Origin of the sequence: Streptomyces sp. NPDC018000 (genome assembly GCF_044328025.1) — a bacterium.
Taxonomy (GTDB): domain Bacteria; phylum Actinomycetota; class Actinomycetes; order Streptomycetales; family Streptomycetaceae; genus Streptomyces.
The window spans coordinates 363,775-390,312 of the sequence record NZ_JBIRGM010000001.1 but is presented as its reverse complement, the minus strand read 5'-3'; the positions used below and the strand labels follow the sequence as shown (position 1 = coordinate 390,312).

The window sequence follows — 26,538 nt, the reverse complement described above, 5'->3', positions numbered from 1 at the left end:
GCCGAGAGTCTCGCCGCCCCGCCCCGCTCAGTCCGGCAGCAGGTGTCCCCGCCTCGACAGCAGGAAGCGTTTGAAGGCGGCCACCGGCGGGGTGTCCGGGTGGCCGTCCAGCCAGGCGACGCCGATCTCGCGGGCTGCCCTCGGGGCTGTGACGGTGAGTTCGACGACGCCGGGGCGGGCCACCGCGGGTGGTGGCAGCAGGGCCACGCCCAGGCCGGCCGCGACCAGGCCGCGCAGGGTCTCCGCTTCCTCGCCCTCGAAGGCGACACGTGGCTTGAAGCCCGCCTGCGCGCACAGGTCGTCGGTGATCCGCCGCAGGCCGTACCCGGGTTCGAGGGTGACGAACTTTTCGTCGGCGGCCTCCGCCAGGCGGATGCGGCGGCGTGAGGCGAGGCGGTGGTCCTCGGGGACGACGAGGCGCAGCCGCTGTTCGTCGAGGCGGCGGGCGACCAGATCGGGGGCGTCCGGGACGGGTGAGGTGAGGCAGAGGTCGAGGCCGCCGGCCCGGAGGCGTTCGATCATCGCCTCGCCGTAGTTCTGCACGAGCTGGAAGCGGACCCGGGGGTGGTCGGCGCGGAAGGCGCGGAGCAGGGCGGGTACGGTCTCGGAGCCCATGGTGTGCAGAAAGCCGAAGGCGACCTTGCCGGTGGCCGGGTCGGCGTCGGCCCGTACCGAGTCGGCGGCCTTCTCGACCTCGGCGAGGGCCCGCTCGGCGGAGCCCAGGAAGGTGCGGCCCGCGGGGGTGAGGGAGACGGTTCGGCCCTTGCGGGCGAACAGGGCGACTCCCAGGTCCTGTTCGAGCCTGACCATCGACCGCGAGAGCGTCGACTGCGGGACGCCGAGTTCGTGCGCGGCGCGGGTGACGTGCTCGTGGCGGGCCACCGCCTCGAAGTGGGCCAGCCTCGGCGCGAGGACGGCGCGAATGTCTTCTTCGTAACTACTGGGTGACAGCCGGGGCTGTGAGCTGCGTTCATGCGCCATGGGATTGATTATCGCGAATGCGCGCATTGGACGCATAAAACCTGGCGGCCTACTTTCGAACCATGCCTCCTGCCAGTACCGGGGCGTCCACCCTCACCGTGGCCGCCTCGCCCCAGCCGTCCCCCGTCGCCGCCGCTGCCGCCACCGCCGACCCCGCCGAACCTGCCGAACCGGACCGTCTCGAACCGGGCCGCCCCGGCTACCGCCGGATGAGCTTCGCGCTCTTCGCCGCGGGTGTCGCGACCTTCGCTCTCCTCTACTCCACCCAGGCCCTGCTGCCCGCCGTCTCCGCCGCCTTCGGCGCCACGGCCGGACAGGCCAGCTGGACGGTCTCCGCCGCGACGGGCGCACTGGCGCTGTGTGTGCTGCCGATGAGCGCGCTCTCCGAGCGGTTCGGGCGGCGGCAGATGATGACCGCTTCGCTGACGGTCGCCGTACTGGTCGGGCTGCTCGTGCCGTTCGCGCCCTCGCTGGGCTGGCTGATCGCGCTGCGCGCCGTCCAGGGTGCGGCGCTGGCCGGACTGCCCGCCTCCGCGATGGCGTATCTGGCGGAGGAGGTGCGGCCGAAGGCGCTGGTCGGCGCCATCGGACTGTTCGTGGCGGGCAACAGCATCGGCGGCATGAGCGGTCGTATCCTCACCGGCTGGGTCGCCCAGCTGTGGGGCTGGCGGGCGGCGCTCGGCGCGGTCGGGCTGCTGGCCGTGGCCTGCGCCGTCGTCTTCCACTTCATGATCCCCAGGGCCCGGCACTTCACCCCCGGTTCGCTGAACCCGCAGGCTCTCGCGAAGACCGTGGGCGGGCACCTCGCCGATCCGTTGCTGCGCAGGCTGTACGCGATCGGTGCGCTGTTCATGACGGTGTTCGGCGCGGTCTACACCGTGATCGGCTACCGGCTGGTGGAGGAGCCGTTCAACCTCCCGCAGGGCGTCGTCGGCTCGATCTTCCTGGTCTATCTCGTCGGTACGGTCTCCTCCGCCGCGGCCGGCAAGCTGGTCGCCCGGCTCGGCCGGCGGGGCGCGCTGTACCTGGCCGTCTCCACCACGGCCGCCGGTCTGCTGCTCTCGCTCGCCGACCAGCTGGCCGCCGTACTCCTCGGCCTGGTCCTGATCACGGCCGGCTTCTTCGCCGGGCACGCGGTCGCCTCCTCGTCCGTGAGCCGTACGGCGACGAAGGGCCGCGCCCAGGCGTCGGCGCTCTACCAGTCCGCGTACTACCTGGGCTCCAGCGCGGGCGGCACGCTCGGCGCGGTCGCCTTCCACGCGGGGGGCTGGGCCGGGACCGTAGCGCTGGGGCTGCTCGCGGTCCTCGGTGTCGTCTCGGTCACGTTGTACGGCTCGCGGGCCGCTCGCGCGGAGCGGCGCAGGCTCGTACCGATGGCGTCTGTACCGAACTGAGACATACGACGCACAACCATCCACTCCCCGACGCGCGTCTAGCAGGCGGAATCACTTCACCACGCGCGAAAGGGGAGCTGGCTTACATGAAAGCCGCAGGGAACATACGGGGGGTACGGGCGCGGCGCGCACTCGCGCTGTCCGTCGCCGGTCTGACGGCGGCGCCCGCCCTGGTCCTCGGTACCGGCGGATCCGCGCAGGCGGCGTCGTCCTGCACGACGTCCACCGGGCCGTACCAGAAGCAGGTCGAGAAGTATCTGCACCGGCCGGTCGACGGCAGGCAGTCGGCCGCCGACTGCAAGGCGATCCAGTCGTTCCAGCGCACCTACGGGGTCACCCCGGACATCGGTTACGCGGGGCCGGTCACCTGGCGCACGATGAAGACGCTCACGGCCCAGAAGGCGGCCGGCAAGGACCCGAACAAGGCCAAGAAGTGCCCCACCAACAAGGGGCGCATCGCGTGTGTGGACCTGACCCGGCAGCTGAGCTGGATCCAGGACGGCAGCAAGCTGAAGTTCGGTCCCGTGCCGGTACGGACCGGGCGGGACAAGTACGAGACCCGCACCGGGTCCACGAAGATCTACATGCGGCACATCAAGCACTGGTCGACGCTCTACAAGGTGTGGATGCCGTACTCCCAGTTCTTCGACGGGGGGCAGGCGTTCCACTCGGTGGGCCTGAAGATGTGGAACCCGCCGGGGTCGCACGGTTGCGTCAACATGCGGGACGCCGACGCGAAGGCGTACTGGAATCTGCTGAGGAACGGCGACGACGTGTACGTGTACGGGCGCAAGCCCGGTACGTGACCTGGATGTGTGCCGCGTCGGCACTTCCCGCCCCTGTTGTCAGTGACCTGCTTGTCAGTGCCCTGCAGTGGCTTCCGAAGTGCCGACGTGAGCGGCGTCACAGCGCAACAGAGGTTGCGAGCTGTGACGCGGCCGGTGACGACGAGAACGATCGGGGTCATGGCTTCCACATCAGGGAGACCGGAGCGGCGGCCGAAAATCATCGCTGACCGCTTCCGCGCCTTCCCGGCGCCTTGGCCCGGTGCGCGCCCCGTACCCGCCCAGTAGCTGCTCCATCCCGCCCCTCACCCGTCCCTCGGCCACCGGGCGGCACGGGCGACAACCGATCAACTTCCGTCAACTCCAGCCTCGTGCACGGTTTCTGTGAACCCTTGCGATCAATTTCCCCTCTAGGTACGTGAACCGGTCGGCACCGGCGACCCATTCGGTGCCGACTGACCAGTGGCCCCTCAGGGGCCGCCTGATTCTCCAGGGGGAGAGTTGCGCAAACACGTGAGAAACGCGTGTGTTTCGACCATCGCCACCGCGGCCGCCGTAGCGCTCGCAGCCGGGATGACCACCCCGGCGATGGCCCAGCCCGATGTCGCCGCAGCGGCGAGCGCCGAGCCCATGGCCCAGCACCAGCTGACGCTCATCACCGGCGACCGGGTCTCGGTGGACGCCAAGGGCCGGGTGCTGGACTTCCGGCCTGCCAAGGGCCGCGAACACATACCCGTGCAGCGGCAGATACGTGACGGGCACACCCTGCTCGTCCCGGCCGACGCGAGCCGGCTCATCAGCTCCGGAAAGCTGGACAGCCGGCTGTTCGACGTCACCGAGCTGAACCGTGCGGAGAACCGCAAGGCCCAGAAGGCGGGCCTGAAGCTGATCGTCGCCTACCGGGGCGCCCATGCGGCGGCCGCGAAGGCGGAGGTCCGTGACGCGGGCGCCACTCGGGTCGACCGGACCCTGAAGTCGCTGAACGCCGAGTCGGTGAGCACGCCGGAGCGCGATGCCCAGGACATCTGGCAGGCGCTCACCAGTAGGCCCTCGCAGGGGGCCCAGCGCACCACGGCCGCCGGTATCGACCGGGTCTGGCTGAACGGCGTACGCAAGGCGAGCCTCGACAAGAGCGTGTCGCAGATCGGTACGCCGGCCGCCTGGGAGGCCGGCTACACCGGAAAGGGCGTCAAGATCGCTGTCCTGGACACCGGTGTGGACGCCACCCACCCCGACCTCCAGGGCCAGATCCTCGACACGAAGAACTTCACCTCGTCGCCCGACACCAAGGACCGGGTCGGGCACGGTACGCATGTGTCCTCGATCGCGGCCGGTACGGGCGCCAAGTCGGGCGGGAAGTTCAAGGGCGTGGCCCCGGAGGCCAAGCTGCTCGAGGGCAAGGTTCTCGACGACGACGGCTTCGGCGACGACGCCGGCATCCTGGCCGGTATGGAGTGGGCGGTCGCGCAGGGCGCCGACGTCATCAACCTGAGCCTCGGCGGTGCCGACAGCCCCGAGATCGACCCGCTCGAAGCGGCGGTCAACAAGATGTCGGCCGACACGGGCGTCCTGTTCGCCATCGCGGCGGGCAACGAGGGCGACGACGCCGGCACGGTCGGCTCCCCGGGCAGTGCGGACGCCGCACTGACCGTCGGCGCGGTCGACGACAACGACAAGTTGGCCGACTTCTCCAGCCGCGGCCCGCGCCTCGGCGACGGCGCGATCAAGCCCGATGTCACCGCCCCCGGCGTGGACATCACGGCGGCGGCCGCACCCGGCTCCGCCATCGACCAGGAGGTCGGGCAGAACCCGCCGGGATATCTGTCGATCTCCGGTACGTCGATGGCGACCCCGCACGTCGCGGGCGCCGCGGCGCTCCTCAAGCAGCAGCACCCCGAGTGGAAGTACGCCGAGCTCAAGGGCGCGCTCACGGCCTCGACCAAGCCTGGCGCGTACACGCCGTTCGAGCAGGGCTCGGGCCGGATCGCCGTCGACCGGGCGATCGAGCAGACCGTCGTCGCCGAGCCGGTCTCGATGAGCTTCGGTGTGCAGCAGTGGCCGCACACCGATGACACCCCGGTCAGCAAGAAGCTGACGTACCGCAACCTCGGTACGACGGACGTCACCCTCGACCTCTCGGTCACGGCCACCGGCCCGAAGGGCCAGCCGGCTCCGGCGGGCTTCTTCACCCTCGGCGCCGACAAGGTGACCGTCCCCGCGGGCGGCACCGCCGACGTACCGCTGACCGTGAACACCAAGCTCGGCGGCACGGCCGACGGCTCCTACTCCGCGTACGTCGTCGGGACCGGCGGCGGCCAGACCGTCCGCACCGCGGCCGCGGTCGAGCGCGAGGTCGAGTCGTACGACCTCACGATCAAGACCATCGGACGCGATGGCAAGCCCGCCAAGTTCCACGAGTCCCAGCTCTACGGCCTCTCCGGCTCGGCGAGCGGCGTGTGGCTGGCCCCGACGGCCACCGACGGAACGGCGAAGGTCCGTGTTCCCAAGGGCGGTTACGCGCTGAACTCGGCCGTCTACGTCGACCCGGAGAACGGCGCCAAGGGCACCGACTGGCTCACCCAGCCGAAGCTGGACGTCACCAAGAACGTCACCGTGACGTTCGACGCGCGCAAGACGAAGCCGGTGCAGTTCACCCTGCCGACCACTGGCGCGAAGGCCCAACTGGCCAGTACCGAAATCCAGTTCGACGGCAAGGACGGCGGCTACGGCTACGGCTGGATCCTCAACTCGTTCCAGGGGTTCCGCACTGCGCACGTCGGCCCGAAAATGCCCGCCGGCACGTTCTCCCAGCAGTGGCTCGGCAGCTGGACCAAGGGTTCCTCGACCCGGTACGACATCGCGCTCGGCGGTCCGGTGACCCAGGCGGCGACCGGTTACAGCCGGAAGTTCACCGCCGGCCAGATGGCCAAGGTCAGCACCGCTCTCGGCGCGTCCGTCAAGGGCAAGACCGGCGAGATCGCGGTATGGGGCTCGATTCCCGGTGCGAACAGCGGCTGGAGCTCCTGGTCCGGTCAGTCGCTCCCCGGGGTCAACACCGCCTATGTCTCCACCGCCGACAAGGTGAAGTGGAACTTCGACTTCACCCAGGACGACGGAGTCGACGAGGACGGCTTCCCGATCTCCGAGGCGCAGTACTCCCTCAGTGGCCCGAAGACCTTCAAGGCGGGCAAGACCTACACGCAGAAGATCAACACCGCGGTGTTCGGCCCCGCGCTCGGTTCCAAGTACGGGATCTTCCGCGAGGGCAACGAAATCGTCGGGTCGCTTCCGCTGGTGGCCGACGGAAGCGGCAACGCCGGCTTCTCCACGTACAGTTCGGCCAAGACCGTCCTGTACCGCAACGGCGTCAAGTTCGCCCAGAACACGGACCCGCTGGAGGGCTGGACCCCGTTCACCGTGCCGTCCGGTGCCGCGGACTACAAGCTGACGACCTCGATGCAGCGCAGCTCCAAGGTCTCGGCCGTCTCCACCCGGATCGACGCGAGCTGGACCTTCAAGTCCAAGAAGGTCTCTTCCGCGAAGCTCCCGGCCTCCATGGTCCGCTTCACGCCCAATGTGACGCTGGACGGCAAGGTGACGGCGGGCAAGACCGCTTCGGTGCCGGTGACGGTGCAGGGTTCGGCCGCCGGAAAGAACCTCAAGTCGCTGACGGTGTACGTCAGTTACGACGCCGGTAAGACCTGGAAGAAGTCCACGGTCAAGTCCGGCAAGATCTCCGTGAAGAACCCGGCCAAGGGCAAGTCCATCTCCTACAAGGCCGATGTCACGGACAAGCAGGGCAACAAGTCGTCGGTGACGATCTACAACGCGTACTTCGGCAAGTAGGCATTCACCGGTGAGCCGGTAGGCGCACCACTCGCACGAGAGCGGCCCGCCGGGGCGGATCACCCCTCCGTCCCGGCGGGCCGCTCGCGCCCCGACGAGACCGGCGCGGCGTCGCTTCTCAGCTGACCGGAAAGACCCCGGTGTCCAGAACCAGCGCGAATGGCTCCGGAAGCGTCAGCTTCTCCCCGTACTCGACCGCGTCCAGAACCCGGTACGTGCCCTCGGCGGGCTCCCCGTACAGGGTGGCGGTGGGGCGGCCGGAGTGCCAGGGGTCGAGGAGCAGGAAGAGCTCGACACCGGCCTTCGCATATCCGTGCGCCTTGCCGAGGCGGTCGTGGTTGGCGTTGGCCCGCGAGGTGATCTCGACGACGAGCCGGGCCTCTTCCGCCGGTACGCGGTTGCCCGGTCCGGTCGCCACGGCACGCGGCACGACCACGAGATCGGGGATGTAGAGCCCGGCCCGGCCCGGCACGGCGACACCGAGGGTCTGGAAGATCTCCCAGTCCTCCGGAATCACAGAGTAGAGCCTGCGCTGCAGCAGAGCCGCAGTGAGATTGTGGCCCTTGGACGGCGGTGGCGACACGGTGACGATCCCCTCGATGATCTCCACCTTGCAGCCCTCGGGTGCGTCCGTCTCCTCCCAGATCCGGACGAGGTCGTCCCAGTCCTGGCCGTGGCCCGGCACGGGATCGACGGTGAGTGCGCTCATGGCGGTCTCCTCTATCTGTGCGTCACCAAGTCCAGCATGCCGAACGGGACCGGCGGCAGTCCACCGGTCCCGTTCACCCGCACGGGTAAGCCGCAGGTCAGGCGATACGTTCCCGCACCACGGGGGTGGCCGTGAAGTCCGTACCGGCCGGGGCGATGTCGTACGAGGAGGGCAGGGCCTTCAGCGCGTAGTCGAACTTCTCGGGGGTGTCGGTGTGCAGCGTCAGCAGCGGCTGTCCGGCCGTGACCGTGTCACCGGGCTTGGCGTGCAGTTCGATGCCGGCGCCCGCCTGCACCGGGTCCTCCTTGCGGGCCCGGCCCGCGCCGAGGCGCCAGGCGGCGACGCCGATGTCGTACGCGTCCAGGCGGGTCAGTACGCCGGTGGACGGGGCCGTCACGACATGCTGCTCGCGGGCGACGGGGAGCGCGGCGTCCGGGTCGCCGCCCTGGGCGGAGATCATCCGGCGCCACACGTCCATCGCGGAGCCGTCGGCGAGGGCCTTCTCCGGGTCGGCGTCCTTGAGTCCGGCCGCGTCCAGCATCTCGCGGGCGAGGGCCAGGGTGAGGTCGACGACGTCCTTCGGGCCGCCGCCGGCCAGCACCTCGACCGACTCGCGTACCTCCAGGGCGTTGCCCGCGGTCAGGCCGAGCGGGGTGGTCATGTCGGTGAGCAGTGCGACGGTCCGCACTCCGCTGTCGGTGCCCAGCGCGACCATGGTGGAGGCCAGTTCGCGGGCGTCCTCGATGGTCTTCATGAAGGCGCCCGAGCCGACCTTGACGTCCAGGACGAGCGCGCCGGTGCCCTCGGCGATCTTCTTGGACATGATCGAGCTGGCGATGAGCGGGATGGCCTCGACGGTGCCGGTGACGTCGCGGAGCGCGTACAGCTTCTTGTCGGCGGGGGCGAGTCCGTCACCGGCGGCGCAGATCACCGCGCCGGTGGTGTCCAGGACGCGCAGCATCTCCTCGTTCGAGAGGTGGGCACGCCAGCCGGGGACGGACTCCAGCTTGTCGAGCGTGCCGCCGGTGTGGCCGAGCCCGCGGCCGCTGAGCTGCGGCACGGCGGCGCCGCAGGCGGCGACCAGCGGGGCGAGCGGCAGGGTGATCTTGTCGCCGACGCCGCCGGTGGAGTGCTTGTCGGTGGTGGGCCGGGAGAGCGACCGGAAGTCCATGCGCTCGCCGGAGGCGATCATCGCGGCGGTCCAGCGGGTGATCTCGGTGCGGTTCATGCCGTTCAGCAGGATCGCCATGGCCAGCGCGGACATCTGCTCGTCGGCGACCTCGCCGCGGGTGTACGCGTCGATGACCCAGTCGATCTGCTCGGGGGTCAGCTCGCCTCGGTCCCGCTTGGTGCGGATGACGGAGATGGCGTCCATGTCCTGGGAGTCCTTCCGGCCGGTACGTACGTAGGCAAGAGTCCTGAATGACTCTACGCGCATAGAGGACGGATATGGGTGTGGCCCTCCCAACGGATGGGAGGGCCACAGCAGTTCTACTTCAGATGGTCCGGTCCGAACGCCTGCGGCAGCATCTCGTCGAGCGTGCGCAGGCCGTCCGGCGTCTCCAGGATCAGCTCCGGGCCGCCGAACTCGTACAGCAGCTGCCTGCACCTGCCGCACGGCACCAGGATCTCGCCCGACCCGTCCACACAGGTGAAGTGGGTCAGCCGCCCGCCACCGGTGGCGTGGAGCTGGGAGACCAGGCCGCACTCGGCGCACAGCCCGATGCCGTACGAGGCGTTCTCGACGTTGCAGCCGGACACCGTACGGCCGTCGTCGACGCGTGCCGCGGCGCCGACCGGATAGTGCGAGTAGGGAACGTACGCACGTGTCATGACGGACCGTGCGGCGCTCCGCAGCGCCGCCCAGTCGACCTCCGCGGCGGCCGTCACTTGCCCTGGCCCTTGCGGTAGCGCATGCCGTCCGCCTTCGGCATCCGCAGCCGCTGGGCGGAGAGCGAGAGGACGAGCAGCGTGACGATGTACGGGGTGGCGCTCACGAACTCGGTGGGCACCGTGTCCGTGGCGAGGTACCAGACCAGCACCGCGGCGGCGATGACCGCACTGACCGCGCCCTGGACGAAGCTCTTGCGGTAGAGCTTCCAGGCGGCGAGCACGGCCAGCACGACCACGAGCAGCAGGAGCAGTGCGTGGACGGACTCGCCGCCGTTGCGCAGCTGGAGGGCGTCGGCGAAGCCGAACAGGCCTGCGCCGGTGGCGAGTCCGCCGGGCCGCCAGTTGCCGAAGATCATCGCGGCGAGGCCGATGTATCCGCGGCCTCCGGTCTGGCCCTCGTTGTAGATGTGCGAGGTGACGAGCGAGAGGAAGGCACCGCCGAGACCGGCCATGCCGCCGGAGACGATCACCGCGATGTACTTGTAGCGGTAGACGTTCACACCGAGCGATTCGGCGGCGATCGGGTTTTCGCCGCAGGAGCGCAGCCGCAGCCCGAACGAGGTCTTCCACAGCACGAAGAACGTGAGGACGAAGAGGAGCACGGCCAGGATCGTCAGCAGCGACACATTGGTGACCAGGCCGCCGATGACGCCGGCCAGGTCGGAGACGAAGAACCAGTGGTGCATCTCGATGGAGTGCAGCCAGTCGGACAGGCCCGGGATCGTCACCGAGGTGATGTCGTCGGACGGCGGGGACTGTTTCGGGCTGCCGCCCTTGGCCGCCGCCTCGCCCGAGTTGAACCAGAGCTTGGCGAAGTAGGTGGTGAAGCCGAGCGCCAGGATGTTGATGGCGATACCGGAGATGATGTGGTCGACGCCGAAGGTGACGGTCGCGATGGCGTGCAGCAGCCCGCCGAGCATGCCGCCGATGACACCGGCCAGTACGCCGAGCCACGGGTCTGTCTGCCAGCCGGCCCAGGCGCCGAAGAAGGTGCCCAGGATCATCATGCCTTCGAGACCGATGTTGACCACACCGGCCCGTTCGGCCCAGAGGCCGCCGAGCCCGGCGAGCCCGATAGGCACGGCCATCGCGAGCGCCGCACTGATCTGACCGGCCGAGGTGATGTCCTGGGCGCCGGTGACGGTGCGTACGGCGGACAGCGCGAGCAGGGCCCCCGCGACGATGAGCAGTACGACGGGGAGGGAGAGGCGGGTGCGGCCGCCCTTGCCGCCGGAGACCTTGGGGGCCGCGGCGGGCGGGGTGGAAGTCGCCGTGACGGTCACGCCGACACCTCCTGCTGGTCGGAGTTACGGGCGGCCTGCTGGTCGGAGCCGCGGGAGGCGGCCTGTGCGGCGAGTTCCGCGCCGACCTTGCTCTGCTGCCGCTTGAGACCGTAGCGGCGGACGACCTCGTAGGCGATGACGACGCACAGGACGATGACGCCCTGGATCACGCCGACGATCTCCTTGTCGTACCCCTCGAATTCGAGCTTGCCGGTGCCGCGCTCCAGGAAGCCCCAGAGCAGTGCGCCGAGCGCGATGCCGATGGGGTGGTTGCGGCCGAGGAGGGCGATGGCGATACCGGTGAAGCCGATGCCGACGGGGAAGTCGCCGCTGTACTCGTAGCTGTCGTTGAGGAGGGTCGGCATGCCGACCAGACCGGCCATGGCACCGGAGATCAGCATCGAGGTGACGACCATCTTCTTGACGTCGACACCGCTGGCCTCGGCCGCGGAGCCGGACTGGCCGACGGTGCGCAGGTCGAAGCCGAACCGGGTGCGCGAGAGCGCGAACCAGTAGGCGATGCCCGCGACGACCGCGACCACGATGAAGCCCCAGACGGGCGACGGGGTGGTCGGGAACTCGAAGAAGTGCGCGGACTCGGGGAGCGGCTTGGTGGAGATCTTCGTGCCGGCCTCGTCGAGGTGGCCGAGGCGGCCCTCCTGGAGCAGATAGCCGATGATCGCCGTCGCGATGGCATTCAGCATGATCGTCGAGACGACCTCGCTGACGCCCCGGGTGACCTTGAGGACACCGGCGATACCGGCCCACATCGCGCCGACGATCATCGCGGTGAGGATGATCAGCGGGATCTGCAGGGCGCCGGGCAGGGTCAGCGCGCCGCCGACCGCGGCGGCGAAGAAGGCGGCGAGGCGGTACTGGCCGTCGACGCCGATGTTGAAGAGGTTCATCCGGAAGCCGATGGCCACCGCGAGACCCGCGAGGTAGTACGTCGTCGCCTTGTTCAGGATGTAGACCTGGCTGTCCGACTTCATCCCGTAGTCGAACATGATGCCGAAGGCGCTGAACGGCTCCTTGCCGGTGGCGGCCAGCACGAGTGCGGTCACCAGGAAGGCGACCACGATCGCGAGTACGGGGGCCGCGATCCCCAGGAGCAGCCGCTCCTTGTCGATCTTCTTCATCGGTCCTCTCCCCCGTTCCGGGGGTCGGTGTCGGTGCTTTCGGCACCGGAGTCGTCCGGCGCGGGCGTCTCGTCCGCTGCTTCGAGGTGGCCGGTGACCGCGCCCGTCATCGCCGAGCCGAGCTCCTCGGGGGTGATGGTCGCCGGGTCGGCATCCGCGACCAGCCGGCCGCGGTACATGACGCGCAGCGTGTCGGAGAGCCCGATCAGCTCGTCCAGGTCGGCGGAGATCAGCAGCACCGCCAGTCCTTCGCGGCGTGCCTCGCGGATCTGGTCCCAGATCTGCGCCTGTGCGCCGACGTCCACGCCCCGGGTGGGGTGCGCGGCGATCAGCAGCTTCGGGTTGTGGCTCATCTCGCGGCCGACGATCAGCTTCTGCTGGTTGCCACCGGAGAGGGAGGCGGCGGTGACCTCGATGCCCGGGGTGCGGACGTCGTACTCGCGCACGATCCGCTCGGTGTCGGCGCGGGCGCCCTTGATGTCGAGGAACGCGCCCTTGCTGTTGGGGCGCTCGGTGACATGGCCGAGGATGCGGTTCTCCCAGAGCGGGGCCTCCAGCAGCAGTCCGTGCCGGTGGCGGTCCTCGGGGACGACGGCTATCCCGTCCTCGCGGCGCCTGCGGGTCGGCGTGCGGGAGATGTCGGCGCCGTCCAGGGTGAGTACGCCTGCGTCGAGGTGGCGCATGCCCATGATCGCGTCGACCAGTTCGGACTGGCCGTTGCCCTCGACGCCCGCGATGCCGAGGACCTCGCCCTTGTGGATGGTGAAGTCGATGCCGTCGAGCACCGATCGCACCACGCCGTCCGGGTCGGTGGCGCTCAGCCGCAGCCCCTCGACGGTCAGCATCGGGACGTCGGTGACGGTCGACTCGCGGGTCTCCGGGGACGGGAGCTCGCTGCCGACCATCAGTTCGGCGAGCTGCTTGGGCGTGGTGCTCTTCGGGTCGGCGGTGCCCACCGTCGTACCGCGCCGGATGACGGTGATGTCGTCGGCGACCGACAGGACCTCGCCCAGCTTGTGCGAGATGAAGATGACGGTCAGGCCCTCGGCCTTGAGCTCGCGCAGGTTGTCGAAGAGCGCGTCGACCTCCTGCGGCACGAGGACGGCGGTGGGCTCGTCGAGGATCAGGGTGCGGGCGCCGCGGTAGAGGACCTTGAGGATCTCCACGCGCTGCCGGTCGGCGACCCCGAGGTCCTCGACCATGGCGTCCGGGCGGACACCGAGACCGTAGGTGTCGGAGATCTCCTTGATCTTCGCGCGGGCCCGGTCACCGATCCCGTACAGCTTCTCGGAGCCGAGGACGACGTTCTCCAGGACGGTGAGGTAGTCGGCGAGCATGAAGTGCTGGTGCACCATGCCGATACCGCGTGCGATGGCGTCGCCGGGGTTGTGGAACGAGACCTGCTCGCCGTCCACCGCGATGGTGCCCTCGTCCGGCTTCTGCATGCCGTACAGGATCTTCATCAGAGTGGACTTGCCGGCACCGTTCTCGCCGACGAGAGCGTGGACGGTGCCGCGGCGCACGGTGATGTCGATGTCGTGGTTGGCCACGACCCCGGGGAACCGCTTGGTGATGCCGCGGATCTCCACGGCATGGGGACTGCTGGACGCGTTGATGGCGCACTCTCCTTGACAGGAGCGGAGGGCGGAGGCGGTGGGACGGAGACGACGGGACGGGGGCGGTGGGAGCGAGAAAAGGTACCTCGCCCGGCGGACGCTACGCGCGTAGCGTCGCCGAATCGTTGACCATCCCGCAAGAGGTGGCGGACGGTGTGCGCACGGCTACGCGGATCGCCCCGAAGCCGTACGTGCAGCGGGGCCCGCACGAGCTGCCGAAGCGGCTCGCCGGGCCCCGGTCCACGGTCCGGGTCAGAGCGTGGACTTGACCTTGATGGAGCCGTCGACGATCTTCTTCTTCGCCTCGTCGAGCTGGGGCTGGATGTCCTTGAGGTGGTCACCCGTGGTGGTCAGGCCTATTCCGCCCTTGGCCAGGGAGTACGCCTGCGTGCCGGTCAGCGGCTTGCCGTCCTTGACGGACTTGATCAGGTCGTAGACACCGCCGTCGACGTTCTTGACGACGGAGGTGAGGATCGTGTCCTTGTACTTCGCCAGCGACGGGTCGAGGGCCTGGTCGGAGTCGACGCCGATGGACCAGGCACCCTTCTTGCCCGCGACGGCCTCGATCGAACCGGCACCCGAGCCGCCCGCGGCGGCGAAGATGACGTCCGCGCCCTTGTCGAGCATGCCCTTGGCGGCGGCGGCGCCCTTGTCGGGGCTGCCGAAGCCGGACAGGTCCGAGCCGGTGGTCAGGAACTGGATCTGCACCTTGGCCTTCGGGTTGGTGTCCAGGACACCCTGCTGGAAGCCCGCGGCGAACTTCTTGATCAGCGGCAGGTCCACGCCGCCGATGAAGCCGACGTGGTCGTCCTTCGACTTCAGCGCGGCCGCGACACCGGCGAGGTACGAGCCCTCCTCCTCGGCGAAGACGATGCTGTCGACGTTCTTCGCGGTGGCGACCGAGTCGACCAGACCGAAGTTGACCTTCGGGTACTTGGGGGCGATCTTGTCGATCGCGTCCTTGTACGCGAAGCCGACCGCGATGACCGGGTTGTAGCCGCCCTCGGCGAGCGACTCCAGGCGCTGCTCACGGTCGGCGGGGGTCTCACCGGTCTTGGCGGTGAGCTCCTTCGTCTCGGCACCGAACTCGGCCTTGGCCTTGTCCAGACCGCGCGCTGCGGAGTCGTTGAACGAGTTGTCACCACGGCCGCCCACGTCGTAGGCCATGCCGACCTTCATCTTGCCCTTGTCGGAGCCGGAGCTCTCGGTGGACGACTCGCCACAGGCGGTGGCGGTGAGCGCGAGGGCCGCGGTGACAGCACACGCAGCAGTGATCTTGGATACCCGGCGCAAGGGAAGGCTCCTTCAAACCTGACCGAAGCGCCTCTTCCGGCGCTGGTTTCGCGGCGATCGTAACGCGCGTAGATGTCAGATAAAGACCTGTACGGAAGCCGTTATCGGATCGTCGCGAACGGGAGGTGAAGCGGCCGGTTACAGATGGTTGCCGCAGATCAACGCGGAGGCAGTGAAGAGCTCCACGGCGACGGCGATCGCCTCCTCGTCGGCGTCGAAATCGCCACGATGCAGGTCGAGCCGGGCGGTGTCGCCGGGGGTGCGGACCCCGAGCCGGGCCATGGCTCCGGGGACGTGCTCCAGGTACCAGGAGAAGTCCTCGCCGCCGAGGCTCTGCTCGGTGTCCTCGATCGCACACGATCCGCGGCGCGCGGTCATCGCTCCGGCGAGCAGATCGATCACGGCGGCGTCGTTCACGACGGGCGGGACGCCGCGGACGTAGTTGATCACCGTCTTGGCGCCGTGCATCCCGGCCACCTCGTCGATCGCCGCGTGCACCAGGTCCGGCGCCTCCCGCCAGGCCGCCAGGTCCAGGCAGCGGACGGTGCCCGACAGCTCGGCGCGCTGCGGGATCACATTGCAGGCGTGCCCGGTCTCCAGCCGCCCCCAGGTGACGGCAAGTCCGGCACGGGCGTCGACCCGGCGGGCCAGCAGCGCGGGCACCTCGGTGGCCACCTTGGCGGCGGCGGTGACCAGGTCGGTGGTCAGGTGCGGGCGGGCCGTGTGGCCGCCCGGCCCGTCGAGGGACACCTCCAGCCGGTCGCAGGCCGAGGTGATCGCCCCGACCCGCAGGCCGATCCGCCCCACGTCCACCTTCGGGTCGCAGTGCACCCCGATGATCCGCCCGACGCCCTCCAGCACCCCGGACGCGATCGTGTCGGGTGCCCCGCCGGGCAGCACCTCCTCGGCCGGCTGGAAGATCAGCCGCACGGGGTTCGGCAGCAGCCCCTGCCGGTCGAGGTCGGCGAGCACCAGCCCGGCACCGAGGACCGAGGTGGTGTGGATGTCGTGCCCGCAGGCGTGCGCCCGGTCGGGGACGGTGGACCGGTACGGCACACCGTCCTTGGTGTCCGGGATCGGCAGTGCGTCGATGTCCGCGCGCAGGGCGAGCATGGGCCGGGTGGAGCCGTCCCGCGTACCCACGTCACACATGAGCCCGGTTCCGGTGGAGAGCACCTCGGGCCGCAGCCCGGCCTTCTCCAGGCGGGCCTTGATGGCCGCGGTGGTACGGAACTCCTGGTTGCCCAGCTCGGGGTGCATGTGCAGGTCGCGCCGGAAGGCGATCAGCTCGGCGCGGAGGGCTTCGGGCAGCGTGCCGGGGAGCGGTTCGGTGTGGGAGGACGGCTCGGCATCGGTATCGCGGGACATCAACTGGTTCACCTGGTGAAGCGTAAGCCTCTTCCCTGTTCAACTGACCATGAAACAAGAAAAGTTCAGCCACATAGACGAATAAATGACCGCGTCGAGACGTGTGGTGCGAGGTGGAGGTGGGTAGACTCAACCATTTTTGCCATCTCGTCCGCTTTGCCGTGGCAGAGGGCGCCAGCTTCCCAAAAGAAATTTTGCAAAAACTCTTTTGGAGAACCCCCGTGCGGCCCTACGCTCCCGCCATGGTCAGCGAAGAGCGCAAGCGAGTACTCGACCCAGAACACGACGCAGCAGCCCTGAAGGCCCTCACGCATCCCTTGCGTATCCGGCTGCTCGGACTGCTGCGGCAGAACGGTCCGGCCACCGCAAGCGAACTCGCCGCCGTCACCGGGGAGTCATCCGCTTCCACCAGCTACCACCTGCGGGTTCTGGCGAAGTACGCGTTCGTCGCCGAGGCCGAGCACCGTGATGGGCGAGAGCGCCGCTGGAAGGCAGTGCACGCCGTGACTTCCTGGGACAACAAGGCCATGGAAGCCTCACCGGCCAGCCGCGCCTTCGTCAGCCTCTCGCGCAGGCGCCAGATCGAACACCTGGAGGCGTCACTCGCCCGGCACGAGGCGGACATCACCGAGGGGCGGCTGGGCCAGGAGTGGGTGGAGCCTTCCGGTATCGGCGACTTGATGCCCCGTCTGACGCCGGAGTCGCTGACCGAGCTCTGGGAGGTACTCGACCGGAAGCTGGAGGAACTGACCGCCCGTGATGCGGGGAATCCGCGTGCCGCACAGGTCGTGCTCCTCACCGCTGGACTGCCCCTGGCACCGCGTGACTTCGGTGCGGAGCCGGACACTTCCGCCCCCGGGGAGACAGCTGCCGGGGACGCATCGTGACCGGTCCGCTGGACATACGCACCGCACGCCGCCGCTACGTCACGATCTGCGTTCTCTTCTGGCTGCCGCTGGGGCTGACCATCGCGCCCCTGGTCCTGCTGTTCACCGAGCGCGGCATGGCCATGGCAGCCATCGCCGGCTTCTTCGCCGCGCACTCCCTCACCGCCGCCGTCCTGGAGCTGCCCACCGGAGGACTGTCCGATGTTCTCGGACGCCGAACCGTCCTGGCCGCCGCCGGTCTGCTGAACCTGACCGCCTTGACTCTCCAGGCCCTTGGCACCACGCCCTGGCAGCTGGGCCTCGGCACGGCACTGATGGGCGCGGCCCGCGCCCTGTCCAGCGGCCCTGCCGAAGCCTGGTACGTCGACACCGTCCAGGCACACTCCGGCCCCGGCGCCGAACTGCGCACCGGACTGGCCCGCGGCAGCTCCGCGACATCCGCTGCGCTCGCCACAGGCACCCTGCTCGGCGGCGCCCTTCCCTGGCTGCTCGGACTCGGGCCCGACATCGGCGCCCGCCTGAGCGAAGCGACCTCCGGGCTGGTGTTGCCCCTTTCTGTCCCGCCGCTGCTGGGCGCGGCCGTTGAGATCGCGTTCGTGCTGTACGTCCTGACCGCTCTGCGCGAACCGCCCCGGCCGAAAACCACCTTGCGGGAAGTGCTCCGAGGCATCCCGGTCACCGTTGCGAGCGGACTGCGGCTGGGCGGACGCGATGCGCTGGTCCGCCGCGTAATCCTCAGCGCGGGAGCCGCCGGGAGCGCCCTGGCCGCGATCGAACTGCTCGCTCCGGGTCGCGCCGCGTCCCTCACCGGCGCATCGGAGTCGGGCGCGGTGCTCTTCGCCGCCCTGGCCTGCGCCGGTTTCATCTGCGCCGGTATCGGCAGCCACCTCGCACCGTTCACCGCCCGGCTCGCTGGCAGCGGCGAGCGCGCGGTCCTGGTGAGCCTTGGCACCAGCGCGAGCGGCCTGCTCCTGCTCGGCGTCACGGCAGCGTCCGCAGGTGCGGTCTCCGTGGTCCTCGCGGCCACCGGCTACGGCCTCGTCTACCTCGGGCTGGGCGCGGCGGGGCCGAGCGAGAACGACCTCCTGCACCACCGGGTCACGAGCTCGGGCCGCGCCACCGCGCTGTCCGTGCAGTCCCTCGCCCAGCAACTGGTCGGTGCTCTCACGGGCTTGGTCGTCGGCGTCCTGCCGCCGGGCCCGCTGCCCTGGCTGCTGGGAGGCACCGTGCTGCTGGCAGGAGCCCTCCTGTGGGTGCGCAGCGGCAAGCACCCGTCGCCGGCCGTCGCCGCGGCGCCTTGCGCTGCCGTCCCGGGTCGGTCCGGGGCCGACGCGTGATCGCCCGGATGGTCGCGCGGGTACTTGGCGTGGCGGGCGCCTGTCGTCAGCAGGGCGTGCCTCCGGACCACGGGGTAAACTTAGTCAAGTGGTTAGTCCACCTATCGACCCGTCCCTGCGAGGCAGCCGTGGAAGCAGCTCGTCAGTACAACGTCCATGAGGCCAAGACCCACCTCTCGCGCATCCTGGAGCAGGTGGCCACCGGTGAGGAAGTGGTCATCTCCAAAGCGGGAGAACCGGTGGCCAAGGTTGTGCCGCTCCGTCCCCAGGTGAAGCGGACCGGGCGCGGCTCGCTCAAAGGGCAGATCCACATCAAGGACGACTTCGACGACCTGCCGGACGACCTGGCCGACGCCTTCGGGATGCACTGATGAAGATGCTGCTCGACACACACGTCGTCCTGTGGTGGCTCGACGACTCCCCCGAGCTCACCGACGAGATCAAACACCTGCTGGACACGGAGCCCTCGGTGTTCGTCAGCGCGGTCACCCCGTGGGAGATCGCAATCAAGCAATCCCTCGGAAAGCTCGAGGGTCCGGATGATCTGGCGGAAAGGGTGCGCGACAGCCAGTTCACCTCACTCCCGATCACCGCGGGACACGGAGTACGGGCGGGCAGGCTGCCTGCCCATCACCCGGACCCCTTCGACCGGATACTGATCGCGCAGGCCCAGACCGAGGGAATGACGATTCTGACCCGCGACAAGTGGATTCCCTCCTACGACGTCCAGGTCATGACCGTCTGACGGCTCTGCGCCCTTCACTTCGGCGCCGGCCAGAGCGAGGGGCGGCGACCCCGACGACCCACCCGCCGCAGCCGTCGTCCGCTGACGTTGCCGTCAGACGGCGTCTACTGCCGGGAGAGCCCAACCGGATCGATTGCAAACGGGAACGGAGCGTCCAGGTGGGTGGTCGCGCCCGCGAGTGCCGTGGTCCGCTCCACGTAGCGACCGCCATTCAGTTCGCAGACGACGAGCATGGGGGCTGGGTCGAGCTCGAGTCGCCAGAAATGCAGGATGGCGGCCTCCGCGTACATCACATCATCTGGTGACGGGCGTCGGGGCTCACCCGGACGCGGGCTCCGCCGCACCTCGCAACCGCTCCCCACGGCTCACCGCCACCCGCACGGCGTCCCGCAGCGCCTCCGTCAACCGGGCTGCGAGGTAACGGACCTGGGCCGCCTCCGCCCCCGGATCCGCGAGCAGATCCTCCGCATGCCCGATCAGTTCCACTCCCATACCGAGTTGCACGGCCTCGACCTGATCGGCGACCCGGGACACACCACCGCATGTGTCCCGATCCGTGATCAGCAGGCAGGTCCGACCATCGGGACCGGTCCAGGGCAGCAAACGGGTTACGGGGGTCGGCATGGCATGGCCTGCTTTCGTCGATACGTCCTCGTTCAGCGGTGGCGCAACATTAGGTCCGGCTCCACTACGACGACAGGGACGCCCCGTGCGAATCCGCCTCACCGGTAGGACGTGCCGTCCTAGTGCCGCGACCGGCAAGGTTTGCTCGTGCCGAGGCTCGTGCGTCGGCGATCAACCGCGGTAGAACCAGGCCGATTTCGCCCATGCGGCCCTCGCGCCGGATGCGCTCGGTGGAGCGGAGCGCCGCCCGTAACTGGGCGAGTGTGGGCGGGTCCTCGGGATCAGGTTCCTCGCCCAGGACGCTCTCGACGGGCGAGACCGCCTGCCGGAGAGCCAGCACGGACGGCTGTTCCTGCTCGGTCCGTACCTCGAACGTGGCCGGCTGCCCGACGAGCACGGACGTCTCCACGTCCAGCGCCCGGGCGAGGGAGTTGAGGGTGGTGAGCCGTGCGGTGCTCCGAACGCCCTGCTCCAGCTTGCGCACGACATCGACTGCGACTCCCGCCCGCTCGGCCAGCCCCTCCTGTGTGAGCTTTCGCCGTCGGCGCAGCCGGGCCATGCGGTCGCCGATGCCGGATTCCTCGTGGAACCGCATGGTCAGTCACCCCCAGATCAGGTCCGACTGACCACGCTACGCCCGCTTTTGGGCTGCGGCGCAACCCTCGGTGTGCGTGCCGCTCGGCAACTTCAGGCGCCGGGCGGAACCTCGGTCGGGAGACCGAACAAGGCGCCAGCGATAGAGGCGATCTGACTGCTGTTCAACGCTCCTTGAAAGACCCAGACATCGTCGATCGTTCCGGCGAAGTACTCACCCGCGGTGTCCGACATCGCACGTCCCACCTGCAGGGGCCCGTCAGCCTTGAACATCTGCACGTCGTCCGCCCAGGCAACCTCGTCCTGGCACGTGCTGTCGTCCGGCCGACCGTCTCCGTCGTCGTCGGCGCACCTGAATTCCTGGAGTATGCCGTTGACGTAGAGCCGGGCCTGTTTGGCGAGGCTGTCGTAAACCACCGCCAGGTGGTTCCAGTCACGGACGTCGTCGAATTCCGTACTGGTTACCTGCCTGGTCACAGCCCCTGCGCTGTCCGCGTCGGGCAGCGTCAACTCCCAGCGTCCAAACCCTTCGGGATCACCGGGAGCGGACTTGAAACGCAGCTCAAAGGCGCTGCGCGTGTTTCCCGCAGCATTGATCACGGTCATCGGATGGTCCGGCAGCGCGGACGCCTGAGCCCATGAGGTCACCGTGAAACTCGAACTCGTGTCGACCGGCACGGCCGGGACCTCGGCATAGGAATCGGCGCCGTTCAGCTGGAGACCGCCGTTATCGATCCACCCCGGCCCGATCTGCGCTTCCCTGTACAGGTTCATCGGCGGGGACTGCTCCGCGGCGTCCGGAGTGCTCGCGGGTGTCCCGGGAGTCGTCTCCTCGAACTGCCAGCGCCCCTTGACCGCCTGGTCCTGCTGGGCCATCTGCGGCAGGTCGGCCGTGAGGCTCGAACCGGAGGGCTTCGACGGAGCCCCCGCCGGACTCCACGGAGCGACGGCCTCTTTGGCGCCCCCGGTGTCGCTGCCGACCGGGCCCGCCGCTGTCGCCTGCGGCGTCAGCACTCCTACCGCGATAAGGCCCAACGCTGCGGCGGCCACCGCCCCGGCCCCTCTTCGACCGCACGAACGTCTCGACATAAACCCCACCCCGGCTGCGAGAAGATGAAGATTCCCCGAAGAAAGGAATCCCGCAGAACTCTATGCAGCGGTCATGCGTCCAGCCAGTGGGATTTTCTTCACCTATTACGCCTCCGTCACCGCCGTCGCCCGCCAGGGGGCCAGGCGCTGGACGTCGCGGGCTGTTTCCGTGACGCCGCTCAGGAACCCCTGGGCGCGCGGGGACGCCGTGTCGCGGAGCCATTCCGGGGCTATGTCGCAGACCGCGACCTTGACCTCGGTGCCGGCCAGGGCCAGCGGCAGGGTGTGGACGACCGTGGAGGGGAAGCTCAGGACCGTACGGCCGATGGGACCGCGCCGGGCGATGAGTTCCAGGGGGAGGTCGGGGCGGACGATCTCCAGGCCCGTGGCGGCTTCCAGGGCGTGGAGCTTGTCCGTGGACTCCCGGCGGTGGGCGAAGTAGCGGGTGGCGTGGTGGGCGCGGGCCAGGGCCGCGACGGCCTCCAGGTACTGGGCCTGGTCGACGACGCCCGTCTCGACCAGCGAGGTGCCGACGAGGTTCGCGCCCTTGGTGAGCAGCGGCGGGCCGAAGCGGGCGCGGGTCCAGGCGAAGGTGTTGGGGGTGACGGTGACGCCGGGCGGAGCCTCGACCGGCATGGCCGTGAAGACCTCGACCGTACGGGTCGCGGACGGGATGAAGCGGCTGCGGGCGCAGGCCGTGACCGGGGCCAGGACCAGTTCGCGCGGGCCCGAGCTGCCCTTGCGGTGCCAGCGCACCAGCCGTTCGCCGCGCGTGAGTTGGGCGACGAACTCCATGGTGGCCGTGCCGTCGTCGACCACCGTGAGGCGGCGGGCGCGGACCAGGGTGAGCAGCAGCTGGACGTAGCGGGAGAACGGGTCGCCGATGACGATGCGCTCCGCCCTGCGCAGAAGTCCGGTCAGTGACCGCAGGGTCTTCAGGGGCGCGCCGGCGCCGCCGCGTGCCTCCTGCCAGCGGACGTTGATGCCCTCGTCGCGGGCCAGCTCCGCCATCCGGCGCAGCTGGCCGCGCGACATCGGGTCGACCGGGGGGAGGACGACGACCGTGATGTCCGTGAGGACGTGGTCGTCGCCTCCCTCTGTGTAGGCCCACTCCAGGACGTTCAGGAGCTGGACCGGGCTCTCGACGAAGGCGAGGTTCACCGGTCGGCCCGTCAGACCGCGACCGGCTCGGCGGCCGGGGCCGCCTCGGCGCTCTCGGCGACGACGCCCGCGACCCGGCGGAGCTTCTTCATGGGGCCGAGCTCGGACTCGTACACCTTCTTGATGCCGTCGCCGAGCGAGGCCTCGATGGTGCGGATGTCGCGGACGAGGCGGGTGAGGCCCTGCGGCTCGACGGAAGCGGCCTGGTCGGAGCCCCACATGGCGCGGTCGAGGGTGATGTGGCGCTCGACGAACGCGGCGCCGAGGGCGACGGCCGCGAGGGTGGTCTGGAGGCCGGTCTCGTGGCCGCTGTAGCCGATCGGGACGTTGGGGTACTCCTGCTGGAGGGTGTTGATGACCCGCAGGTTCAGCTCCTCGGCCTTGGCCGGGTACGTCGAAGTGGCGTGGCAGAGAAGGATGTTGTCCGATCCCAGGACCTCCACCGCGTGGCGGATCTGGCGCGGGGTCGACATGCCGGTGGAGAGGATGATCGTGCGGCCGGTCGCCCTCAGTGCGCGCAGCAGTTCGTCGTCGGTGAGGGAGGCCGAGGCCACCTTGTGCGCGGGGACGTCGAACTTCTCCAGGAAGGCGACGGCCTCGGTGTCCCACGGGGAGGCGAACCAGTCGATGCCGCGCCTGGCGCAGTGGTCGGAGATGGCCTGGTACTCGGTCTCGCCGAACTCGACGCGGTGGCGGTAGTCGATGTACGTCATCCGCCCCCAGGGGGTGTCGCGCTCGATGTCCCACTGGTCGCGCGGGGTGCAGATCTCCGGGGTGCGCTTCTGGAACTTGACGGCGTCGCAGCCCGCGTCGGCCGCCACGTCGATCAGCGCGAGGGCGTTTTCGAGGTCGCCGTTGTGGTTGATGCCGATCTCGCCGGTGACGTAGACGGGCCGGCCCGGACCGGCGGTGCGGGTGCCGAGGGTGCGCAGACGGGAGGTGCTCATGAGGTGCGTTCCTTACTTGGGACTTGGGACTTGGGGGTGTGGATGGGGGTTGGGTTACTCGGGGGGCTGGGGCGGAGCTGTGGTCGTGAGGGTGGGGCCGAGCAGCCAGGCCGCGATTTCGCGGATGGCGCCGAAGCCGCCCGGCGTGGTCGTGACGGCGCGCGCCGCGGCCCGTACCGAGTCATGGGCGCTCGCGACCGCGACGGGCCAGCCGGCCAGTGCGAAGCACGGCAGGTCGTTGACGTCGTTGCCGACGTAGAGGACGCGTTCCGGAGCGATGGACTGTTCGTCGCACCACTGCTTGAGCGCCAGGTCCTTGCGGTCGATGCCGTGCAGGACCGGGATGCGGAGCTTGTGGGCGCGGGCCGCGACGACCGGGTTCTGTTCCGTGGAGAGGATCAGCAGCAGCATTCCGGCCTTGCGCAGGGCCGCGATGCCCAGGCCGTCGCCGCGGTGGACGGCGACGGTCTCGCGCCCGTCGGCGTCGATGAGGACCCGGTCGTCGGTCTGCGTGCCGTCGAAGTCGAGGACGACCGCGTCGATGTCGTCACGGGTGGGCAGCGGTGAGGGGTCCAGGAGCGGTGCGAGGGCGCGGGCGCGGGCCAGGTCGTGCGGGTCGTCGATCTCCAGGACCCGGGCGGCGTCGGTGCGCACCAGGGCCGTGTGGCCGAAGAAGCGGTGGCGGTGGGTGCGGAAGCCCGCGGCGTTCATGGCGTACGCGGTGCCGGTCTCCAGCAGGTCCTCCGGGCGGTCCTGGCGCATCTGCCGGACGGACTTGTCGTGGTTGACGCCGTGGTTGTCCTCCGACGGCGCACAGCCGTCGCGCCAGAGGAAGCCGTGGAAGGGGGCGACCGTGACCGCCGTGTCGGCGCCGTCGTGGGCGACGGCCGCGGCGACGCCGTCGATGTCCTCCCGTACGACGAAGGGGCTGGTGCACTGGACCAGCAGCACCACGTCGGCCGTCCGGTCGTGCATCGCCTCGTACGCGTCCAGGGCGTGCAGCACCGCGTCCTCGCTGCTCGCCTTGTCCCCGGCGATGGCAGCGGGGCGCTGGACGATGTGCACCCGCTCCGGGGCCCCCAGCGCCTCGCCCGCGGCGCGGGCGGCGTCGGCGATGGCCGCGTCGTCGGTCGTCACGACGACGTCCGTGACCTCGCGGGAAGCCAGGCAGGCGCGTACGGCGCGGGCGACCAGCGGTACGCCGCCGACCTGGGCGATGTTCTTGGCCGGGACGCCCTTGGATCCGCCGCGGGCGGGGATCACGGCGAGCACGGTCGGGGTCGGGGTCATCTCTGCTCCTGAAGTGGTGGTCACAGTTCGCCCATCCGTCGGATCACCGGGGCGACCCGCTGGACGCCCTGCCGGTACGCGCCCCGCGCCGCCTCCCGTACCGCGTCGCGGACCGCGCCGCGCACCCCGCCGGTCTCGCGCGGCCGGTCCGTGCCCGGCAGCGGGTGGCCGTCGGGGGCCAGGTGGTGGCGGGCGAGAATGCCGGGGAGGTAGCCGGTCGCGGTGGCCGGTGTGTAGTACGGGGCGAGGTCGGGCAGGCGGGTCGCGGCGAGCAGGGCGGCCACGCGGGCGCGGGCGTTGTCGTAGGCCGTGGCGTACGTGCCGTCGGCGGCGACGCCCTGGCCCGCCAGCCATTTCGGGTCGGGCTCCGGGCGGTGGCCGTCGTCGAGGTGGTCCCAGGAGGTGAGCAGGCCGGAGCCGATGAAGTGGTGGTTGCCGAGGGCCTCGCGGACGCCGAGGTCGGTGAGGACCGCGGTCGGGATGCGCCGGTGCAGGGACTCCAGCGCGGCGGTGGAGGAGACCGTGACCAGCAGGTCGGTGCGGTCCAGGACCTCGCCCATGTGCCCGTACACCAGACGGAAGTTGGGCGGCGGTTGGCCGGGCAGTTTCTCCGCGAGCCGCTGGTACGGGAGTTCCTCGATGTGTGTGGTGTGCTCGCCGGGCTTGGAGCGCAGCTTCAGCAGCACCTCGCGGTTCGGGTGCAGCCTGGCGTGCTCGACGAGCCTGCGCAGCAGATACGTACGGTCGGCGCGGGAGGCCGGTACGGAGGGCTGGGCGGCGAAGACGACCGTGTCGCGGCCCTGCCGCGGCTGGTGCGGCTCGCCACCGAGGAACGGCAGCGCGGCCTCCGTGACGGCCGAGGCATCGGCGCCCACTCCTTCGTACACGGCGCGGAAACGCTCCGCGTCGTGGCGGGAGTTGGCGAGGACGACGTCCGCGCCGTGCCGCAGCAGCAGCCCGTCGGCGAGCTTCTCGTAGACGACGCCGACATAGCCGGTGACGACGACCGGCCTGGCGGGCAGCCGCAGTGCGGCGAGGCCGTGCAGCATGGCCTGGACGGCTCCCCCGACGAGGGCGAGCACCACGACGTCGTATCCCTCGTTCCGCACCGTGTGCAGGAATTCGACGGCCGTCACCTCGCGCACCCGGCCGGCGTCGATACCGACGTCGCCGACCTCGGCGAGCTGGCGCGGGGTCGGGGTGGCCCTCCCGCGCAGCAGGAGTCCGCTGATCTCGACGCGCTGCGCCGGCCCCGCGAAAGCACCGGCGGTGAGGCGGCGCGCGGTGAGCGCGCCCCATTTCCACCGGGTGTCGGAATCGGCGAGTACGGCTACCCGGAGGGCGGTCGTCTTATCGGTACGTGGGGGCACGTCCCAGAACTTAGGAAGGCATTTCGATTCGCGGCCCAACGTGACGGCAACAGATGGTTAACAGCCTGCCGACGCTTGGCGAATCGCCTTCACAAAGGGGACGCATTCGCCCGTGATTCAACCCGGTTCATCATTCCGACATTCGCCGTTCACCCGACGTCCCTCTTGGGGCCAAGGCAAATGACGG

General features: G+C 69.9%; 23 protein-coding genes. 7 read left to right on the top strand and 16 right to left on the bottom strand.

Translation table 11 applies throughout. From position 1 onward, the window contains the following. Positions 1–27: 27 nt before the first annotated feature. The gene (locus ACH4EW_RS01935) at positions 28–981 is read right to left on the bottom strand and encodes a LysR family transcriptional regulator (protein WP_398250093.1); all 954 of its coding nucleotides are present in this window, start codon (positions 979–981) and stop codon (positions 28–30) included. Between the two features lie 62 nt (positions 982–1,043). Here ACH4EW_RS01935 and ACH4EW_RS01930 point away from each other — a divergent pair, with 62 nt between their 5' ends. The 3 genes from ACH4EW_RS01930 to ACH4EW_RS01920 all read left to right on the top strand — a co-directional run bounded on the left by ACH4EW_RS01930 (position 1,044) and on the right by ACH4EW_RS01920 (position 7,006). Beyond that, positions 1,044–2,375, top strand: a complete 1,332-nt coding sequence (locus ACH4EW_RS01930) for an MFS transporter (protein ID WP_398250091.1) — start codon at positions 1,044–1,046, stop codon at positions 2,373–2,375. Between the two features lie 86 nt (positions 2,376–2,461). Further along, on the top strand, positions 2,462–3,181 hold the full coding sequence (locus ACH4EW_RS01925; RefSeq protein WP_398250089.1) for a L,D-transpeptidase family protein: 720 nt from the start codon (positions 2,462–2,464) through the stop codon (positions 3,179–3,181). A 552-nt stretch (positions 3,182–3,733) separates the two neighbouring features. Then, positions 3,734–7,006, top strand: coding sequence for a S8 family peptidase (locus ACH4EW_RS01920; RefSeq protein WP_398251224.1), 3,273 nt, complete (start codon positions 3,734–3,736; stop codon positions 7,004–7,006). Positions 7,007–7,124: 118 nt separating this feature from the next. Here the strand turns inward: ACH4EW_RS01920 and ACH4EW_RS01915 are convergent, their stop codons facing one another. From ACH4EW_RS01915 to ACH4EW_RS01880, 8 genes are all read right to left on the bottom strand, one after another. Beyond that, the gene (locus ACH4EW_RS01915; protein WP_398250087.1) at positions 7,125–7,715 is read right to left on the bottom strand and encodes a Uma2 family endonuclease; all 591 of its coding nucleotides are present in this window, start codon (positions 7,713–7,715) and stop codon (positions 7,125–7,127) included. Positions 7,716–7,812: 97 nt separating this feature from the next. After that, positions 7,813–9,090, bottom strand: coding sequence for a thymidine phosphorylase (locus ACH4EW_RS01910; RefSeq protein WP_398250085.1), 1,278 nt, complete (start codon positions 9,088–9,090; stop codon positions 7,813–7,815). Positions 9,091–9,206: 116 nt separating this feature from the next. Further along, entirely contained in the window at positions 9,207–9,605 is a 399-nt protein-coding gene (locus tag ACH4EW_RS01905) for a cytidine deaminase (protein WP_398250083.1), read from the bottom strand. Beyond that, positions 9,602–10,891: an ABC transporter permease gene (locus ACH4EW_RS01900; RefSeq protein WP_398250081.1), complete on the bottom strand. Its 1,290-nt coding sequence runs from the start codon at positions 10,889–10,891 to the stop codon at positions 9,602–9,604. Before ACH4EW_RS01900 ends, ACH4EW_RS01905 begins: the two co-directional genes overlap by 4 nt. Further along, positions 10,888–12,030, bottom strand: a complete 1,143-nt coding sequence (locus tag ACH4EW_RS01895; RefSeq protein WP_398250079.1) for an ABC transporter permease — start codon at positions 12,028–12,030, stop codon at positions 10,888–10,890. Before ACH4EW_RS01895 ends, ACH4EW_RS01900 begins: the two co-directional genes overlap by 4 nt. After that, positions 12,027–13,619, bottom strand: a complete 1,593-nt coding sequence (locus ACH4EW_RS01890; RefSeq protein ID WP_398250077.1) for an ABC transporter ATP-binding protein — start codon at positions 13,617–13,619, stop codon at positions 12,027–12,029. The genes ACH4EW_RS01895 and ACH4EW_RS01890 overlap by 4 nt, the downstream gene beginning before the upstream one ends. 279 nt (positions 13,620–13,898) lie before the next feature. Beyond that, the gene (locus ACH4EW_RS01885; RefSeq protein ID WP_398250075.1) at positions 13,899–14,939 is read right to left on the bottom strand and encodes a BMP family protein; all 1,041 of its coding nucleotides are present in this window, start codon (positions 14,937–14,939) and stop codon (positions 13,899–13,901) included. Positions 14,940–15,077: 138 nt separating this feature from the next. Then, positions 15,078–16,307 carry an amidohydrolase gene (locus tag ACH4EW_RS01880; RefSeq protein WP_398251221.1) on the bottom strand — a complete coding sequence of 410 codons (1,230 nt, stop codon included), beginning with the start codon at positions 16,305–16,307 and terminating at the stop codon, positions 15,078–15,080. 242 nt (positions 16,308–16,549) lie between these two features. Here ACH4EW_RS01880 and ACH4EW_RS01875 point away from each other — a divergent pair, with 242 nt between their 5' ends. From ACH4EW_RS01875 to ACH4EW_RS01860, 4 genes are all read left to right on the top strand, one after another. Further along, positions 16,550–17,194: a helix-turn-helix domain-containing protein gene (locus ACH4EW_RS01875; RefSeq protein WP_398250073.1), complete on the top strand. Its 645-nt coding sequence runs from the start codon at positions 16,550–16,552 to the stop codon at positions 17,192–17,194. Then, entirely contained in the window at positions 17,191–18,531 is a 1,341-nt protein-coding gene (locus ACH4EW_RS01870; RefSeq protein ID WP_398250071.1) for an MFS transporter, read from the top strand. Before ACH4EW_RS01875 ends, ACH4EW_RS01870 begins: the two co-directional genes overlap by 4 nt. Before the next feature lie 128 nt (positions 18,532–18,659). Beyond that, the gene (locus tag ACH4EW_RS01865) at positions 18,660–18,902 is read left to right on the top strand and encodes a type II toxin-antitoxin system Phd/YefM family antitoxin (RefSeq protein ID WP_398250070.1); all 243 of its coding nucleotides are present in this window, start codon (positions 18,660–18,662) and stop codon (positions 18,900–18,902) included. After that, complete coding sequence (locus ACH4EW_RS01860) at positions 18,902–19,276, top strand: type II toxin-antitoxin system VapC family toxin (protein WP_398250068.1); 375 nt, start codon at positions 18,902–18,904, stop codon at positions 19,274–19,276. The genes ACH4EW_RS01865 and ACH4EW_RS01860 overlap by 1 nt, the downstream gene beginning before the upstream one ends. A 318-nt stretch (positions 19,277–19,594) precedes the next feature. Here ACH4EW_RS01860 and ACH4EW_RS01855 read toward each other — a convergent pair whose 3' ends face one another. The 7 genes from ACH4EW_RS01855 to ACH4EW_RS01825 all read right to left on the bottom strand — a co-directional run bounded on the left by ACH4EW_RS01855 (position 19,595) and on the right by ACH4EW_RS01825 (position 26,351). After that, positions 19,595–19,900: a hypothetical protein gene (locus ACH4EW_RS01855; protein WP_398250066.1), complete on the bottom strand. Its 306-nt coding sequence runs from the start codon at positions 19,898–19,900 to the stop codon at positions 19,595–19,597. Positions 19,901–19,964: 64 nt separating this feature from the next. After that, complete coding sequence (locus tag ACH4EW_RS01850) at positions 19,965–20,495, bottom strand: helix-turn-helix domain-containing protein (protein WP_398250064.1); 531 nt, start codon at positions 20,493–20,495, stop codon at positions 19,965–19,967. A 92-nt stretch (positions 20,496–20,587) separates the two neighbouring features. Then, complete coding sequence (locus tag ACH4EW_RS01845) at positions 20,588–21,544, bottom strand: LamG domain-containing protein (protein ID WP_398250062.1); 957 nt, start codon at positions 21,542–21,544, stop codon at positions 20,588–20,590. Positions 21,545–21,688: 144 nt separating this feature from the next. Beyond that, positions 21,689–22,744, bottom strand: coding sequence for a hypothetical protein (locus ACH4EW_RS01840; protein WP_398250060.1), 1,056 nt, complete (start codon positions 22,742–22,744; stop codon positions 21,689–21,691). 11 nt (positions 22,745–22,755) lie between these two features. After that, the gene (locus tag ACH4EW_RS01835) at positions 22,756–23,691 is read right to left on the bottom strand and encodes an N-acetylneuraminate synthase family protein (protein WP_398250058.1); all 936 of its coding nucleotides are present in this window, start codon (positions 23,689–23,691) and stop codon (positions 22,756–22,758) included. Positions 23,692–23,745: 54 nt separating this feature from the next. Beyond that, positions 23,746–24,981 (bottom strand): cytidylyltransferase domain-containing protein, encoded by a 1,236-nt coding sequence (locus tag ACH4EW_RS01830; protein ID WP_398250056.1) that lies wholly within the window; start codon positions 24,979–24,981, stop codon positions 23,746–23,748. Between the two features lie 20 nt (positions 24,982–25,001). Then, the gene (locus tag ACH4EW_RS01825) at positions 25,002–26,351 is read right to left on the bottom strand and encodes a DUF6716 putative glycosyltransferase (RefSeq protein WP_398250055.1); all 1,350 of its coding nucleotides are present in this window, start codon (positions 26,349–26,351) and stop codon (positions 25,002–25,004) included. Positions 26,352–26,538: the final 187 nt, after the last annotated feature.

Coding starts and splice junctions, on each gene's coding strand:
- ACH4EW_RS01895 (WP_398250079.1), bottom strand. CDS start 12,030: ATGAAGAAGATCGACAAGGAGCGGCTGCTCCTGGGGATCGCGGCCCCC.
- ACH4EW_RS01935 (WP_398250093.1), bottom strand. CDS start 981: ATGGCGCATGAACGCAGCTCACAGCCCCGGCTGTCACCCAGTAGTTAC.
- ACH4EW_RS01850 (WP_398250064.1), bottom strand. CDS start 20,495: ATGCGGTTCCACGAGGAATCCGGCATCGGCGACCGCATGGCCCGGCTG.
- ACH4EW_RS01830 (WP_398250056.1), bottom strand. CDS start 24,981: ATGACCCCGACCCCGACCGTGCTCGCCGTGATCCCCGCCCGCGGCGGA.
- ACH4EW_RS01920 (WP_398251224.1), top strand. CDS start 3,734: ATGACCACCCCGGCGATGGCCCAGCCCGATGTCGCCGCAGCGGCGAGC.
- ACH4EW_RS01910 (WP_398250085.1), bottom strand. CDS start 9,090: ATGGACGCCATCTCCGTCATCCGCACCAAGCGGGACCGAGGCGAGCTG.
- ACH4EW_RS01835 (WP_398250058.1), bottom strand. CDS start 23,691: ATGAGCACCTCCCGTCTGCGCACCCTCGGCACCCGCACCGCCGGTCCG.
- ACH4EW_RS01875 (WP_398250073.1), top strand. CDS start 16,550: ATGGTCAGCGAAGAGCGCAAGCGAGTACTCGACCCAGAACACGACGCA.
- ACH4EW_RS01860 (WP_398250068.1), top strand. CDS start 18,902: ATGAAGATGCTGCTCGACACACACGTCGTCCTGTGGTGGCTCGACGAC.
- ACH4EW_RS01880 (WP_398251221.1), bottom strand. CDS start 16,307: ATGTCCCGCGATACCGATGCCGAGCCGTCCTCCCACACCGAACCGCTC.
- ACH4EW_RS01925 (WP_398250089.1), top strand. CDS start 2,462: ATGAAAGCCGCAGGGAACATACGGGGGGTACGGGCGCGGCGCGCACTC.
- ACH4EW_RS01915 (WP_398250087.1), bottom strand. CDS start 7,715: ATGAGCGCACTCACCGTCGATCCCGTGCCGGGCCACGGCCAGGACTGG.
- ACH4EW_RS01930 (WP_398250091.1), top strand. CDS start 1,044: ATGCCTCCTGCCAGTACCGGGGCGTCCACCCTCACCGTGGCCGCCTCG.
- ACH4EW_RS01855 (WP_398250066.1), bottom strand. CDS start 19,900: ATGCCGACCCCCGTAACCCGTTTGCTGCCCTGGACCGGTCCCGATGGT.